The organism is Natrononativus sp. DTA114 (assembly GCF_059736515.1).
Window position 1 is genome coordinate 807,668 of record NZ_JCASSN010000003.1, and the last position, 14,696, is coordinate 822,363.

13 protein-coding genes are annotated in these 14,696 nt (G+C 66.4%); 8 read left to right on the forward strand and 5 right to left on the reverse strand.

Annotated features, from left to right (window positions below):
• Positions 1-31: 31 nt before the first annotated feature.
• Positions 32-595: a thioredoxin family protein gene (locus tag AC6I6S_RS14315; protein WP_497951039.1), complete on the reverse strand. Its 564-nt coding sequence runs from the start codon at positions 593-595 to the stop codon at positions 32-34.
• Positions 596-709: 114 nt separating this feature from the next.
• On the opposite strand from AC6I6S_RS14315, the gene AC6I6S_RS14320 reads away from it, so the two are divergent.
• The 4 genes from AC6I6S_RS14320 to AC6I6S_RS14335 all read left to right on the forward strand — a co-directional run bounded on the left by AC6I6S_RS14320 (position 710) and on the right by AC6I6S_RS14335 (position 4,330).
• Positions 710-1,303: a hypothetical protein gene (locus AC6I6S_RS14320; RefSeq protein ID WP_497951040.1), complete on the forward strand. Its 594-nt coding sequence runs from the start codon at positions 710-712 to the stop codon at positions 1,301-1,303.
• A 111-nt stretch (positions 1,304-1,414) separates the two neighbouring features.
• Positions 1,415-1,900, forward strand: a complete 486-nt coding sequence (locus tag AC6I6S_RS14325) for an Lrp/AsnC family transcriptional regulator (RefSeq protein ID WP_497951041.1) — start codon at positions 1,415-1,417, stop codon at positions 1,898-1,900.
• On the forward strand, positions 1,897-3,054 hold the full coding sequence (locus tag AC6I6S_RS14330) for a pyridoxal phosphate-dependent aminotransferase (protein ID WP_497951042.1): 1,158 nt from the start codon (positions 1,897-1,899) through the stop codon (positions 3,052-3,054). The genes AC6I6S_RS14325 and AC6I6S_RS14330 overlap by 4 nt, the downstream gene beginning before the upstream one ends.
• A 61-nt stretch (positions 3,055-3,115) precedes the next feature.
• Complete coding sequence (locus AC6I6S_RS14335) at positions 3,116-4,330, forward strand: GNAT family N-acetyltransferase (protein ID WP_497951044.1); 1,215 nt, start codon at positions 3,116-3,118, stop codon at positions 4,328-4,330.
• Between the two features lie 102 nt (positions 4,331-4,432).
• On the opposite strand, the gene AC6I6S_RS14340 is transcribed toward AC6I6S_RS14335, so the two are convergent.
• A complete protein-coding gene (locus tag AC6I6S_RS14340; protein WP_497951045.1) occupies positions 4,433-4,858 on the reverse strand; it encodes a hypothetical protein in 426 nt (141 codons plus the stop codon).
• Positions 4,859-5,239: 381 nt separating this feature from the next.
• Between AC6I6S_RS14340 and AC6I6S_RS14345 the strand changes: the two genes are divergently transcribed.
• Entirely contained in the window at positions 5,240-6,634 is a 1,395-nt protein-coding gene (locus tag AC6I6S_RS14345; protein WP_497951046.1) for a PQQ-binding-like beta-propeller repeat protein, read from the forward strand.
• Between the two features lie 85 nt (positions 6,635-6,719).
• On the opposite strand, the gene AC6I6S_RS14350 is transcribed toward AC6I6S_RS14345, so the two are convergent.
• Both AC6I6S_RS14350 and AC6I6S_RS14355 read right to left on the reverse strand, forming a co-directional pair.
• A complete protein-coding gene (locus tag AC6I6S_RS14350; protein WP_497951047.1) occupies positions 6,720-7,868 on the reverse strand; it encodes an NAD(P)/FAD-dependent oxidoreductase in 1,149 nt (382 codons plus the stop codon).
• A 73-nt stretch (positions 7,869-7,941) separates the two neighbouring features.
• Positions 7,942-9,030 carry an NAD(P)/FAD-dependent oxidoreductase gene (locus tag AC6I6S_RS14355; RefSeq protein ID WP_497951048.1) on the reverse strand — a complete coding sequence of 363 codons (1,089 nt, stop codon included), beginning with the start codon at positions 9,028-9,030 and terminating at the stop codon, positions 7,942-7,944.
• A gap of 118 nt (positions 9,031-9,148) precedes the next feature.
• Between AC6I6S_RS14355 and AC6I6S_RS14360 the strand changes: the two genes are divergently transcribed.
• Together AC6I6S_RS14360 and AC6I6S_RS14365 are read left to right on the forward strand one after the other, a co-directional pair.
• Positions 9,149-10,126 carry an ornithine cyclodeaminase family protein gene (locus AC6I6S_RS14360; RefSeq protein ID WP_497951050.1) on the forward strand — a complete coding sequence of 326 codons (978 nt, stop codon included), beginning with the start codon at positions 9,149-9,151 and terminating at the stop codon, positions 10,124-10,126.
• A 148-nt stretch (positions 10,127-10,274) separates the two neighbouring features.
• Positions 10,275-12,149, forward strand: coding sequence for a sensor histidine kinase (locus AC6I6S_RS14365; RefSeq protein WP_497951052.1), 1,875 nt, complete (start codon positions 10,275-10,277; stop codon positions 12,147-12,149).
• A 1-nt stretch (position 12,150) separates the two neighbouring features.
• Here the strand turns inward: AC6I6S_RS14365 and purL are convergent, their stop codons facing one another.
• Positions 12,151-14,310 (reverse strand): phosphoribosylformylglycinamidine synthase subunit PurL, encoded by a 2,160-nt coding sequence (gene purL, locus AC6I6S_RS14370; protein ID WP_497951053.1) that lies wholly within the window; start codon positions 14,308-14,310, stop codon positions 12,151-12,153.
• Between the two features lie 123 nt (positions 14,311-14,433).
• Here purL and AC6I6S_RS14375 point away from each other — a divergent pair, with 123 nt between their 5' ends.
• Positions 14,434-14,664, forward strand: a complete 231-nt coding sequence (locus AC6I6S_RS14375) for a hypothetical protein (protein ID WP_497951054.1) — start codon at positions 14,434-14,436, stop codon at positions 14,662-14,664.
• Positions 14,665-14,696: the final 32 nt, after the last annotated feature.

A 14,696-nucleotide genomic window follows, 5' to 3' on the forward strand; every position in this document is an offset into this window, starting at 1 on the left:
CCCCTCTTACTCCGGCGGTCGGACCCGTTGGTTACTCGTCTACCCACTTGATCGAACAGCCCTGCGAAGGCTGCCACTCGAGGTCGACGTCTTCCCCCGCCAGCACGCTGTCGATCGCCTCACGGATGTGGAATCGAGTCGGCTCGTCGTCGGGGTTGAGTGCGTCGTCGAGGCGTCCCTGGTAGACGAGTCTGAAGGTGCCGTCGTCGTTCGCAAAGAGGAACGGGTCGGGCGTACACTCCGCGCCGTAGGCTGCGGCGACCGCCTGGGAGCGATCTCGAAGATAGGCGTCGTAGTCGATCGTGCCGTCGTCCGCGAGCTCCTGCATCCGTTCGAAGGAGTCGTCGGGGTACTCCTCGGCGTCGTTCGGGTTGACCCCGACGACGGCAACGTCGTCGTACTCCTCGCTCAACTCGTTCAGCAGATCGAACTTCGCCTTCGCGTACGGGCAGTGATTGCAGGTAAAGACGACCAGCAGCGCCTCGCGGTCGGCGAACGACTCGAGGCTGTACGTCTCCTCGTCCACCCCTTCGAGTTCGAACTCGGGGGCGGGGTCGCCGGCTTCGAGTTCGGTCTCGGATTCTCTCAGGACCATACAGATCGGTTTCGCACGTTCAGCCTTAAGCGTCCGGGTGGCGGAAGCGGACCGCGTTCTCAGGTTCGAGACTCTGGATCCAACTATTATGTACTCCCCGTGAGACGGTTGCGTATGCAATCACTCGAGATCACCGACGAACAGCACGCGTTCATCCAGCGTCTTCGTGCCGAACTCTCGGAACAGGTGGTCGGCAAGTACGGCCACGTCCGCGAGCGGGATGCGGTCCAGTTTCTTATCGACAACCTCGACGGTGACCTCGACGTGGACCCGGAGGTCGCCTTCACCACCGCCGCTGAACTCGCCGAAGAGTCGGCCGAGGGTAATCTCGAGGAGATCACCTACGAGGAGTCCGAGATGGCCGAAACGGACGGCGATTCGGCGAACGACGAGACACCGGATACCGACGACGGCACCGAGGCGGACGACTCGGGGGTCGACGACGGTGAGGACGGGACGGGCGGCGACGCGGCAGCTGAGGGGGTGGACGAAGACGACGACGCCAGCGAAGGCGACGACTCCGCAGGCGGGGCGGCCGACGACGACGACATGCTGAACCAGATGATGAACTTACTCGACACCCACGACGACAAGTGGGAGGAATCCTCCTCGGCGGACTACCGCTACAGCGTGACCTTGCCCGACGGCAACGTCGAGCACGTCCAGACGAAAGACGACGTCCGGGCGCTGCTGTTCAAGAACTACTGACGACCCGCGCCGGAGCGGCCACCGAGGCTCGAGCCCTGGGCCGGTGGTGGACAACATCGCCAGTGTTGACCCGGTAACAACCCTTTTGACGGCGCTCGAACTGGAGGTAGTATGAGCGAACGCGAGGTGCTCGCGGCCCTTCGCGAGAACGCCAGGTACGACACCGCGGATATCGCGCGTATGACCGGCTTCGAGGACGGGGAGGTCGAAGCGGCAATCGAGGAACTCGAGGCGAGCGGCGTGATTCGGGGCTACCGGGCGGTCGTCGACTGGGATCGCCTCGAGGACGAACGGGTCCGCGCGGCGGTCGAACTCAACGTCACCCTGGACCGGGAGACGGGTTACGACGACATCGCGGAGCGACTGGTCGGGTTCCCCCAGGTAACCGCGCTGCGGCTCGTCAGCGGCGACTACGATTTCGATATGGTGGTCGAGGGCGATTCGATGCGCGAGGTGTCTCAGTTCATCAGCGAGAAGGTCGCACCGGTGCCCGAGATCACCCAGACGGTCACCCACTACCTGATGAACTCCTACAAGGAACAGGGGATCGAACTCGGCGACGGCGAGGACGACGACCGACTCTCCTACTCCCCATGACGTTCGAGCCCGCCGACCGGGTTCGGGCCGTCGGCCCGTCGGGCATCCGCCGCTTTTTCGAGATCGCCGAGGAGCGCGACGACGTGATCTCCCTCGGCGTGGGCGAACCCGATTTCTCGACGCCGTGGGCCGCCCGCGACGCCGCGATCCACTCCTTGGAGCGGGGACGAACCTCCTACACCGCCAACCGGGGGATGCGAGAGCTCCGGGAGGCGATTTCAGGGTACGTCGCCGACCGCTTCGCCCTCGAGTACGATCCCGGCGAGGAGATCCTCGTCACCGCGGGCGCGAGCGAGGCCGTCGACCTCGCCTTTCGGGCGTTCGTCGATCCCGGCGACACGGTCGCGGTCGCCCAGCCGGCCTACATCTCCTACGAGCCGGGGGTGCGCTTCGCCGGCGGCGAGGTGCTTCCGGTGCCGACGCGAGAGGCCGAGGAGTTTCGTCTCACCGTCGACGCCCTCGAGGCGGCCGGCGCGGCCGAGGCAGAGATGCTCGTCCTGTGTTACCCCAACAACCCCACCGGGGCCGTGATGAGCGAGTCGGACCTCAAACCGGTCGCCGAGTTCGCCCGCGAGCACGACCTCGCGGTTCTCTCGGACGAGATCTACGCCGAGTTGACCTACGCGGGCGACCACGCCTCGATCGCCGCACTCGAGGGGATGGTCGAGCGAACGATCGTCGTCAACGGCTTCTCGAAGGCCCACGCGATGACCGGCCTGCGGCTGGGCTACGCCATGGGGCCGGCCGATGCGATCGGGGCGATGAACCGCGTCCACCAGTACACGATGCTTTCGGCGCCGACGACAGCCCAGCACGCGGCGCTCGAGGCGCTCGAATCGTGCGAACCCGACGTCAGGGAGATGATCGACCAATACGACCGGCGACGGCGGTTCGTCCTCTCGCGGTTTCGGGAGATCGACATGCCCTGTTTCGAGGCGCAGGGCGCGTTCTACGTCTTCCCGGAAGTTCCCGGAGGGTGGACCAGCGAGGCGTTCGCCGAGGAACTGCTGCGCGAGCAGGGCGTCGCGGTCGTCCCGGGCGACGTCTTCGGCGCCGGCGGTACGGGCCACCTCCGGGTGTCCTATGCGACGGGACTCGAGGACCTGCGAGAGGCGCTCGCGCGGGTCGAAGCGTTCGTCTCGGATCACGGCTAAGCAACGAGGTGTGCCAACTCGGGTCACGAACGGTTTTTGAGGCGGCGAGTGACTCCCCAATATGGTCGACTATCGTCCCATTCCCGACGATCTGCGGGACGTCTTCTACGAGTACACGAGCTACGCGTTCAGCCCGACGGACGGGCCGCCGATGTACGACCCCGACGAGCACGACACGCCGCGGACCAGGATGGGCGCCGAACGAGGGCTGTACGACGACGGGGCACCGGCAGACGCCGACCCACTGTGTGTCTGCCAGCACTACTGGTTCGACGCCCGCGTCCGCGGTGAGGTGCATTCGACACCCGGTCTCTCGGCGGTCGCTTCGCCTCCCGAGAACCGCCGCGGCGGCTACGTCCGGGACCTGCTCGCGGCCTCACTCGAGGAGTACCGCGATCGCGACGCCCGGTTTTCGGTTCTGTGGCCCTTCCGATACCGCTTCTATCGGCAGTACGGCTGGGACACCTGCAACCGCTACGCCGCCTACGAGTGCGAGCCGGCGGCGCTCGCCTTCGCGAGCGAGGCAGTCGACGAGGCGACGAGCTATCGCCCCGTCGAGGCCGACGAGTACGAGGACCTGGTCCCCGCCTACGAGGTCCACGCGGAGCGGTACGACCTGTCGCTCGAGCGCGACGGGGAGTGGTGGCGTCACCGCATCTTCGAGCGGTGGGACACCGACCCGTTCGTCTACGCGCTCGAGCGCGGCGGCGCGGTCCGGGGCTATCTCGTCTACACCGTCACCGGCGACTGGGGCGATCGAACGATGCGAGTCCGAGAACTCGCCTACGCGGACCGCGAGGCGTATCTCGGACTGCTCGCGTTCTGTCACTCCCACGATTCGCAGGTGGGAACCGTCCGCATCCGTGACGCTCCCGACAGTCGCCTGCTCGACCTCGCCGACGACCCCGACGAAATTGACTGCGAACTCGAGGACGGCCCGATGATCCGAATCGTCGACGTCGCCGAGACGCTGCCGGCGCTGTCGTACCCCGCTATCGACGCCAGCGTGACACTCGCCGTCTCGGACCCGCTGGTCGAGTGGAACGACGGGACGTTCGCACTCGAAGTCGCGGACTGCGAGTCGACCTGCGAACCGACGCCTGTCGACGACCCGGGTGTGACGATCGATATCGCCGCGCTCTCACAGCTCGCTGTCGGTTTCCGCTCGGCGGCGGCTCTCGAGTGGGCGGGCCGACTCGAGGGGAGTGCGGAGAGCCTCGAGGCGCTCGGCACCCTGTTCCCGGAGACGGACGTGTTCCTGCGGGACGGGTTTTAGCGGCTGCGAAGACGCAGCGGTAGCCTCGTTCGGTGCGACGATCGACACCGACGGCGACATGGTGACGGTTGGTCACTCCTGGGCGAGGACCGCCACGTCAGTTTAACTCGAGGACGCCTCCGCCTCGAATCGATCGTATGGGCCGACCTCGTGTACCGTGATAGTGGCCGGCACACCGCTCGAAAATGTGAGCTTCGCCCGGTATCCTTCCTCAACGAGATCTGCATGACAGTCCTGGTCCGTGTTTACTTCTGTAACCTGAATAGAGACGGTGGCTGTACTCTCTTCGGTGTCGAGATCGGAGTCCGTCAGTCGAATCTCGTTACAGTTGCCACCACTGTACGATATTCTGCCGCGGATCGTGATCTCGTTCTGGGATTCGACGATCGTTATGGTGGGTGGTTCATCGACGGCTGGTAGTGTGTCCTCCCACTCCGCTCTGTCTATGAGTTCCAGTTCTTGATTCGTAATCCCGGACGGTGAGGCGTCTTCAGCGCCGTCAGTTGAACCGGATGTGTCGCCTCGCATACCCTCGGACAAACACCCTGCGGACCAAATCGTACAGGCGGTGGTTGCGAGTGTGAGTACGCTTCGGCGTCGCATAAAAGGCCAGTCTCCTGACGTAAGTATATGCTTTTGGGAGGGCGAAATACGCATTTTACCGCGGTGCGTGTGGGGCAGCCCCGATCCTGAGCTCCGGCGCCGAGAGGATGTCACGGTTGGGGATGCGACAGTGTGGCGGCTACCGTCTGGTTTCGCAGTCGACACTGGTAAAATAGAATAGAGCATGTAGAAAGTACGTATAAATAACTAAATACTGGCATAATTGATTTTTGATGGGTTCGGATCATTTTTGAGCGGTGATAAGAAGATGATAAGTATAGCACAGTTTCCGGTACCACGAACTGCATGTCTGACGACAACAGACGCGATTTCCTGAAGAAGAGTGCTGGCGCGGCGTTCGTCGCAGGTGGGTTGCTGACTACGGGTGGAGCCGTCACTGGTGACGACGGCTCCGAGTCAGAGCTGCCCGACGAGTTGCCGGAACTACTGCCCGAAGCGGACGCGACGGAGGACTGGGCCTCCTATCGCGCCGACGCCGGCAATACACGTTTTGTCGATGCCGACTACGAGGGTGATCCCGGCGTGCTCGAGGTCGATTGGTCGTTCGAAGACGCGTACGGTGTCCCCACTGCGAATGCGACGAACGTCGCGGTCGCGGACGGTACCGTCTACGTTACCGGCGCCGACGGCGATAACCGAAATACCATCCACGCGCTCGACGCCGACACCGGCGACGAGAGGTGGGCTGCCGACCCTGACGGTCTCGGAGCGCATCCGACGGTAGCGTACGACACCGTTTTCCTCGACGGCGACGAGCTCACGACGTTCGAACCGGACGGTTCGGTTCGGTGGCGAACGGCGTTCGACGCCGAGGAACCGATTCCGGCGCCCGCAGTCGCCTACGGCGCTGCGTTCACCGTCGTTGACGGGACGTTGTACGCTCTCGAGGTCGAGGACGGCTCGATACGCTGGGAGATCGACACCGTGGACGTCGATCACCCGACGCGAGGGGATATTACGCTCGAGGAGTTCGTGGACGTGCCGGTTGCGGCGGCGAACGGACTCGTCTATGCCGGTGTGGGAGAGTCCATCGACGACTTCGTCGTTGCAATCGAACCGCTAACGGGAGAGGTCGTGTGGGACGAGCGAGCGCTGTACGATATCAGAGGGCCGATCGTCGCGAACGAACAGACGGTTGCCGTACGGGTACCCAGCGAAGAGTCGCTCATACTGCACGATCCGTTTACCGGCGAGAGCTCCCCCGGACCGATGAACACCGGCGGATACGCGCTCGGAGAGGACGTCATCGTTTCCACTTGGCGGTACCGGCTCACGGTAACTGATCTCGAGTCGGGAGATGTGCTGTGGTCGTGGTCACCCGACGGCTACTACGACCGCTACCCCAGCGGATCGCCGACGATCGTCGGCGATACCGTCTTCTTCTCATTCAGCGGAGAGTTCGACGAGTTCGAGAGAGAGATCGTCGCGTTCGACAAGTACGACGGGAGCGTCGAGTGGACGTACGAACTTGACGGCTCGTCAGACATCGCCGTGAGCGGTGACACCCTCTACGTCGATCCGGGCGAGTTGCTGGCCCTTCGCGCTACAGATCAGGACGAGGAAGAAGACCAAGACGGAGACGAAGACCAGGATCAGGATCAAGGCGGAGATGAAGACCAGAACGAGGACGGAGACGAAGATCGAGAAGCGGACGACGGCACAGATCTGGACGAATGTTAGAACCGTGATATAAACAGGTCCGATCTCAGTCATCCACTCCCCGCTGTAGCACGTCCTGGTGAGAATTTTGGCGACGATTGTGGCGCTACACCACGTTCCGCTCCGTCCGCTTACTCCCGTCGGCGAACCGATCGCTCGAGAGCGACCCGATATCGACCAGCGACGCCTCGCCCTCGAGGATCAACTCGGCGACGATTTCGGCGGTCGCGGGGGCGTGCTGGAAACCGTGACCCGAGAAACCAGCGGCGGTGATCAACCCCGGCACCGTCTCCTCGAGGATCGCGTGGTGATCGGGCGTCACCGCGTAGAGCCCCGCCCAGCCGCGCTTGATTCCGGAGTCGGGGCCGAAGTAGGTCGTCCAGTCGGCCGCGGCCTCGAGGGCGTCGGCCGCCCAGTCGAAGTCGATATTTCGGTCGTAGCCGTCGGGATCGCGGTCGGGGTCGGCGTCGTGGAAGTGGCCGCCGACCAGCGCCTCGCCGTCGCGCTCGGGGCGGAAGTACGAGCCCGTGTCGAGGTCGATGGTCAGCGGATCGGATTCGGGTACCGGCTCCTCGGGGTCGACGACCACCATCTGGCGGCGTTTGGGTGCGATGGGCAGCGAAACGCCAGCCATCTCGCTGACGCGACCGGCCCACGGCCCGGCCGCGTTGACCACGTACGCTGCCTTGAGCGAACCCTCATCGGTCTCCACCCCGACCACGCGTCCGTCCTCTCGGCGAACGGCCGTTACCGCGGTTTTCGTCCGAATTTCCGCCCCGGCTTCCTGTGCGGCCTGAGCGTAGGCCGCCAGCGCGGAGTGGGGATCGGCGAAGCCGTCAGTGGGGGAGTAGGTGGCTGCGACGAATTTCTCGGGGAGGACGCCGGGACAGTGCTCGCGGGCTGCCTCGGGGTCGAGCAGTTCGCTCGGCACTCCCCGCTCTCGCTGCATCGCGACGGTTTCCTCGAAGGCGGCCGCCGTGTCGGGCTCTCGAGCGAGAAACAGGTAGCCGTTGCGCCGGTAGTCGATGTCGGTCTCGAACGTCTCCTCGAAGCGATCCCAGACGCGCATGCTCGCCACCGAGAGCTCGGTGTTCACCGGCGTCGAGAACTGCGCCCGGATGCCGCCCGCGGCGCGCTCGGTGCTGCCGGCGCCGATCGACCCCTTCTCGCAGACGATCACCTCGACGTCACGGGACGCCAGTTCGTAGGCGCTCGCACAACCGACGATTCCGCCCCCGACGACGACTACGGTCATGTCTCACCGGTCGGTCGCCGAGAGGATAAGCGTTCGCGGCGGCGGAACTCGAGGGAGCGACGATGCGGAGCGGTCAGAAACGGGTCGGAGAGAGCGCGGCGACGAGGTCGGTTTCGCGGCCAGCCAGCGAATCGGCGAACACGTCCGCGACCGCGGGCGCGAGCGTGATTCCCAGCCCGGTGAGCCCGCAGGCGACGGCGAACCCCGACACGTCGGTTTCGCCGACGAGCGGCCGTCCGTCGGGCGTCACGGTCCGGAGGCCGACCCACTCCCGGGAGACCGCGGCGCTCGAGAGCGCCGGCACCACAGCCGCCATAGATCGGGCGGCCCCGCGAAACGAGTCGGGGATGCGAACCTCGTGGGGCTCGTAACGCTGCCCCTCGACGTACTCCGTCAGAAACTCGCCGACGTACGCCCGATCGCCTCCGACGGGCCTGACGTATCGGTTCGACTCGAGGATCGTAAACGGCGTTTCGATTCGCCGCTCGGCCTCGAGTTCGAGCATCGGCCCCACGGTGTGACACAGCGGAAGCGAGAGCCCGGCGAGATCGTTGAGTTCGAGCGCCCACGGTCCGGCGGCGTTGACGACGAGGTCCGCCTCGAGTCGGCCGGCGGTTGTCTCGAGGCCCCGAACGGCACCGTTCTCGAGGACGACGTCGGCGACGGCCGTCTCCGTCCGCAGGTCGGCCCCGCGCTCGCGCGCGGTGGATGCGAAATAGTCGACGATGTCGGCCGGCTCGAAGCCGTAGTCGGTCGTCGTATGAAGTCCGCCGAGGAACCCCTCGGGATCGATCCCGAGGATCGAGAGGGCGTCGGCTCGGCGGTAGCGTGCGTCGACGCCGGCCGCCCGCAGGTCGGTGGCGGCCGCCTCGAGCCTCGCCGCGTACGCCTCGCTCTCGGCGAGGTACAGGGTGCCGAGCCGGGCCGCCTCGAGCGTGCCGTCCTCGAGCAGCGGACCGTAGGTTTCCCACGCCTGCGCTTTGAGCGCGAGGTCGAGAGGTCGGGGGCTGGTCGTCGCCCGCATCACCATCCCCGCCGAGGCGGCGGTGGTTTCGGCGCCTAGCGACGACCGCTCGAGGAGCGTGACCTCGTGGGTCGTCTCGGCCAGGCAGGCGGCGAGCGCGGTGCCGATGATCCCACCCCCGACGATCGTGACGTGCATACCCTCGAGTCGGCCGCGAGGGAGATAAGCGGCCCCACGGATCACGACGTTTGACCGTCGGTTCTCGAGGTGGCTCGTCGCGCTCTACACTGAAGTGGCCGTTCGCCCATACTCCACCATGGTCAGAATCCTCTCCGCGGAAGACATCGACTCGCTGCTGGACATCGACGAACTCCTCCCGGTCGTCGCCGAGGCCTTCGAAAAGCAGGGCGAGGGGGCCGTCGAACGGCCCGAGCGACCGCACTACCCGATCGGGGTCGGGCGGGACGAGGAGCAACCGGACGAGCCGCTGGGGACCGGGCTCTGCATGCCCGCGTACATCCACGGCGCCGACTACGCGGTGACGAAACTCGCCGGCGTCTTCGAGGGAAACGAGGCTCGCGGGCTCCCGACCGTTACCGCACAGATTGCCCTCATCGACGCCGACTGCGGGATTCCGGTGGGATATCTCGAGGGAACCCTGATCACGAACGCCCGGACCGGCTGTATCGGCGGGCTGGCCGCCCGCGACCTCGCCGCCGACGGGCCGGTCCGGCTGGCGGTGTTCGGCGCTGGCACGCAGGCGCGCTGGCAGACGCGGGCGATCGCGGCCGCGACCGACCTCGAGTCGGTGCGGGTCTACTCCCCCAGCGACTCCCGCGAGCGGTTTGCCGACGATCTCGACGACGAACTCGAGGCGACCGTCACCGCCGTCGAAAATCCGGAAGCAGCACTCGATGGGGCGACCGTCGTCGTGACGGCGACGACGAGCACCGAGCCGGTGTTTCCCGGCGAGGCGCTCGAGCCCGGCACGCTCGTGGTTGCGGTCGGCGCCTACACCCCGGAGATGCGCGAACTGGACGCGGAGACGATCGACCGGGCTGCGCGCGTGTTCGCCGACGTGCCCGCCGAGGCGGTCGAAACGGGCGACCTTCGGAGCCACTCGGTCGAGCCGATTCCGTTTGCAAACGCGGTATCCGGGAGCGTCGACCGAGGGTCGAACGACGACATCGTGGTGCTCTCGAGTGTCGGTTCGGCCGTCCTCGACGCGGCGGCCGCGGCGTTTCTGTTCGATCGGGCGGAGTCGGCAGGGAAGGGAACGGAGTGTTCGCTGTAGGCTACGACCAGGACACTGAAGTACCGGGTTTGCGAACGATGCCGTAGCTGACCGTGTCGATCAGAGGACAGACGGACGAGGACCGAGCGTCGGGCGACAACCTCCTGCCGGTCGAACCGCGACGGCGACCACAGCGAGGGTCCTCGCCGTGGTAAGACGCTCGTCACCGCTTCTCGATCGGATCGGCGACCCTTTCTTCGCGCTCGACACGGATTTCCGGTTCACCTATCTCAACGAGCCAGCGGAGGCGCTGTTGAAGCGTTCACGCGAGGACCTCGTCGGTCGCGTCATGTGGGACGAGTTCCCCGAAACCGTCGAAACGCAGTTTCCCGACGGGTTCTACCGCGCGGTGGACGAGCAGGTGCCCGTCTCCTTCGAGGTGTACCACACCCCGCTCGAGACCTGGTTCGAAGCGCGGGCGTTCCCCGCGGACGGCGGCCTCTCGGTGTACCTGCGCGACGTCACCAACCGCAAGACGCGGGAAACCGACCTCGCAAGATACGCCGCCGTCGTCGAGTCCGTCCACGAGGGTGTCGTCACGCTCGACCGGCACACGCGGATCGCGTCGGTCAATCAGGCGCTCGAAGACGTCCTCGCCGTCGACCGGGAGGAGCTGATCGGCGAACACGTCGAGACGCTGCTCGACCGGGCCGGCGTGCCGGCGGCGGAAACCGTTCGGGTGGGAGAGGCGATCAGTGCCGTCGACGTCGGCGCCGCCGCCTCGCGAACCGTCGAGATCAGTTTCGTCAACGGGGCCGGCGACCAACGCGTCGGGGAAATTCGGGCCGTTCCGATCAAACGGGGGAACGCGAGCCTCGCCGCCGTCATCCGCGACGTCACCGACCGTCACGAGTACGAACACGTCGTCACGTCGTTGCACGAACTCACCCGCTGGCTGGTCCAGGCCGACGACCCCGAGGAGATCTGTGCGATCGCCGTCCACGCGGGTAGCGACCTCCTCGAGTTACCGATCAGCGGCATCTGGCTGCTCGAAGAGGAACGCGGCACCCTCGATCCGGTCGCCGGCACCGCCGGCGCCCACGACGAGTTCGGCGGACTCCCCCGATTTTCGATGGGTGAGGGGCTCGTCTGGGACGCCTTCGAGTCGGGGTCGATCGAACGCTTCGACGACCTCCGGGAGCGAGACGACCTGTACAATCCGGAGACGCCGCTTCGCTCGGAGATCATCGCCCCCGTGGGAACCCACGGCGTCCTGATGACGGGATCGCTCGAGCCCGGGGCGTTCGACGACACCGACGTCGAACTCGTCTCGATGCTCGTCGAGAACATCCAGGCCGCACTCGAGCGGGCCGCCCGCGAACGTCTCCTTCGCGAACGAACGGAACACCTCGAGCGCCAGACCGAGCGCCTCGAGGCCGTCGCTGACGTGCTCTCGACGGAACTTCGCCAGGAGCTCGAGGCGGTCGCCGACGCGATCGAAGCGGACGAGACGGGCGACTGGGAGTTTCCGATGGCCGACCGGTCGGTCGCCCATACGCTCGACCGAGCCGAGCACCTCGTCGACGACGTTCGCGAGTTCGCCCGCAACGCCCGAGCGGTCGGCCAGCGCACGCGTATCGACCTCGAAGCGGCCGTTACCGCGGCCGCGACGAGTTCGCGCCTCGAGGACCCGACGGTCGATATCGAGGAACGCGCACGACTCCGGGCCGACCCCGATCGGTTCGGTCACCTGCTCGAGGCGGCCCTCGACGACGTCGCGGTGCGAGCGGACGGAACCAGCGGGGTTACCGTTCGCCTCGAGTTGCTCGGAATTCCTGGCTCCGAGACGAACTCTCGCGGCTTCGTTCTGGTCGACGATGCGCCCAGTGATCCGGAATCGACCGGGGGTCGGCTCCCGGAGGCCACCGACGGCGTCGGGACGACCGCCTACACTCGAGGTATGGGACTCGCACTCGTGCGAGCGATCGCCGACGCTCACGACTGGTCGGTTAGCGTCCACACGGACGAGACGGGTGAGACGAGCGTCGAAATCAGGGACGTGACGACGCTCGAGCGGCTGTAACTCAGTCGAGTTCGCGCTCGAGAATCGATCGCCGGTCGCGGATCTCGGCTGCCGGCGCGGTGAGCCGTTCGTCGCCGACCTCGAGCGTGAGCGCGCCGTCGTCGGTCGCCTGTCCGATCGACGCGACCGGCGCGACGCCGTCGAACGCGTCGTGGACGCCGGCGGAATCGGTCGTCTGGATCAGCGCTCGGCCCGGTCCCTCGGCAAACAGCGCCCCCGCAGGGTCGGCGCCGGAGAGGGAAGCCTCGAGGCCCACCTCCTCGCTCACCAGTTCGGCGAGGGAGACGGCGAGACCGCCGTGGCTGACGTCGTGGGTGGCGAGCGTCTCCGGCGCGTCGGCGACCGTCGCCAGCGTCTCGACGAACTCGAGCGGGTTCTCCGGAAGCGCGGGGAACCGGTCGCTGCCGCCGAATCGAGCGAGGTACTCGGAGCCGCCGAGGGCGAACTGCCCGGTCTCGAGGCCGCGGCCCCCGACGAGCAGGAGTTCGGTGTCGGGGTCGGCCACGAGCGAGAGCGGTGGGGCGTCGTAACCCGCTTTCGTGCCGACCATCGCCAGCGTCGGCGTCGGCGGGATCGGCCCCGTCACCGAATCGTTGTACAGCGAGACGTTGCCGCCGACGACGGGCGTCGACAGGGCAGCACACATCGCCGCGAGACCGTCGACGATCGCTTTGAACCCGCCGTAGACGTCGGGTTTCTCGGGATTGCCGCCGTTCAGACAGTCCACCGCCGCGAGCGGGGTCGCTCCCTTCACGGCGAGGTTCGTCGCGTTCTCGAGGGCGACCGCCCGTGCGCCCTCGTAGGGGGCCGCGCTCGTCCAGTTGGGCGCGGCGCCGGCGGAGACGGCCAGTCCGGTTTCGGCTTCTCTGACCGCCACGACCGCCGCGTCGTCGCCCGGACCCATACTGGTTCGGACGCCGACCTCGTGGTCGTACTGGCGGTAGACCCACCGCTTGGAGGCCGTGTTGGGGCTGCCGATGACGGTTTCGAACGCCGTCTCGAGATCGACATCCGGGAGGTCGGTGTCGGGCTCCGTCGGCTCTTCGGCGGGCAGATCGTTCATCGGTGCGCCCTCGCCGAGGAAGTGGGCGTCGACGTCGACGACCGTCTCACCGTTGAACTCGCACGTGTAGTTCCCGTCCGTAACCTCGCCGATGACCGAACAGCCCAGGTCGAACCGCGCTGCGATCTCGCGGACGCGGTCGACGTTCTCGGGTGCGACCTCGTAACACATCCGCTCCTGGCTCTCGGCGAGCAGGATCTCGAGGGCGTTCATGTTCGGCTCGCGCTGGTGGACGCGGTCGAGTTCGATGTACGCGCCGAGGCCGCCCTTGGCGACGAGTTCGCTCGAGGCGCCGCCCAGTCCGGCGGCGCCGAGGTCGCGGGCGGACTCGATCAGGCCCTCTTCGACGAGCACCTCGTTGGCCTCGATGAGCAGCTTTTCGGCGTAGGGGTCGCCGACCTGAACCGCGGGGCGGTCCTCCGTCTCGGCGTCCTCCGCCAGATCCTCGCTCGCGAAGGAGGCCCCGCCGAGGCCGTCCCGGCCCGTCGCGTTGCCGACGAGGACGAGTTTGTTTCCGGGCTGCTGGGCGACGGCGGTGACGAGGCGATCCGCGTCGGTGAGGCCGACGCAGGCGACGTTCACCAGCGGGTTCCCCTCGTAATCGGGGTGGAAGTCGACGCTGCCGCCCACCGTGGGAACGCCGATGCAGTTGCCGTAGTGGCTGATACCCTCGACGACGCCCTCGAGCAGGTAGCGGGAGTGTTCGGCCTCGAACTCCCCGAAGTACAGCGAGTCCGTCAGCGCGATCGGATAGGCGCCCATCGACAGGGTGTCCCGGACGATACCGCCGACGCCGGTCGCCGCCCCGTCGAAGGGGTCGACGTAGGAGGGGTGGTTGTGGCTCTCGATGCCGAGGGTGACGTAGGTCTCGCTGTTTTCGCCCGACTCCGGCTCCGGCAGCGCGACGACCGCCGCGTCGTCTCCCGGGCCGATGACGACCTGCTCGCCCTCGCTTTCGAAGGCCGACAGCAGCGGCCTCGAGGAGCGGTAGGCGCAGTGTTCGCTCCAGAGGTTCTCGAACAGCGCCGCCTCGGCCGGGGTGGGCTCGCGCCCCAGTTCCTCGACGACCAGTTCGCGGTCCGAATCGGCAAGACTCATTCGTATCGCTGTTGAAAGCGCCGCGGTAAATGGGTTTCCATATCCACGTTCGTGTATTACATCGCCGCAAACGCGAGTTTCTTCTTTGGAAACATTTTTGACAGACAATTCCCACGGAGACACATGGATACGACCAGCGCCACGGAGAACCAGACCAGTTCGGCACAGAAACACCCGTTCGAAAACCCGCTCGTCCGCCACATGATCGGGTTCTCTGGGGCGGTCGTGATCGCGTTCATCGCCGTCTTCTTCCTCGAGGGAATCGCGATGTACCTGGCGCTCGGCCTCGCCGTCGTCGACGCGGTGGCCGTTCCGAAGCTCCTCGAGCGCGCCATCGACGACGAGAGCGCCTGAGCCGTCGGCTGTCCGACCGTTTTTGTACCAGA

Excerpts from the sequence above, each read along its gene's own strand:
- AC6I6S_RS14315 (WP_497951039.1), bottom strand. The coding sequence starts at position 595 with ATGGTCCTGAGAGAATCCGAGACCGAACTCGAAGCCGGCGACCCCGCC.
- AC6I6S_RS14320 (WP_497951040.1), top strand. The coding sequence starts at position 710 with ATGCAATCACTCGAGATCACCGACGAACAGCACGCGTTCATCCAGCGT.
- AC6I6S_RS14325 (WP_497951041.1), top strand. The coding sequence starts at position 1,415 with ATGAGCGAACGCGAGGTGCTCGCGGCCCTTCGCGAGAACGCCAGGTAC.
- AC6I6S_RS14330 (WP_497951042.1), top strand. The coding sequence starts at position 1,897 with ATGACGTTCGAGCCCGCCGACCGGGTTCGGGCCGTCGGCCCGTCGGGC.
- AC6I6S_RS14335 (WP_497951044.1), top strand. The coding sequence starts at position 3,116 with ATGGTCGACTATCGTCCCATTCCCGACGATCTGCGGGACGTCTTCTAC.
- AC6I6S_RS14340 (WP_497951045.1), bottom strand. The coding sequence starts at position 4,858 with ATGCGAGGCGACACATCCGGTTCAACTGACGGCGCTGAAGACGCCTCA.
- AC6I6S_RS14345 (WP_497951046.1), top strand. The coding sequence starts at position 5,240 with ATGTCTGACGACAACAGACGCGATTTCCTGAAGAAGAGTGCTGGCGCG.
- AC6I6S_RS14350 (WP_497951047.1), bottom strand. The coding sequence starts at position 7,868 with ATGACCGTAGTCGTCGTCGGGGGCGGAATCGTCGGTTGTGCGAGCGCC.
- AC6I6S_RS14355 (WP_497951048.1), bottom strand. The coding sequence starts at position 9,030 with ATGCACGTCACGATCGTCGGGGGTGGGATCATCGGCACCGCGCTCGCC.
- AC6I6S_RS14360 (WP_497951050.1), top strand. The coding sequence starts at position 9,149 with ATGGTCAGAATCCTCTCCGCGGAAGACATCGACTCGCTGCTGGACATC.
- purL (WP_497951053.1), bottom strand. The coding sequence starts at position 14,310 with ATGAGTCTTGCCGATTCGGACCGCGAACTGGTCGTCGAGGAACTGGGG.
- AC6I6S_RS14375 (WP_497951054.1), top strand. The coding sequence starts at position 14,434 with ATGGATACGACCAGCGCCACGGAGAACCAGACCAGTTCGGCACAGAAA.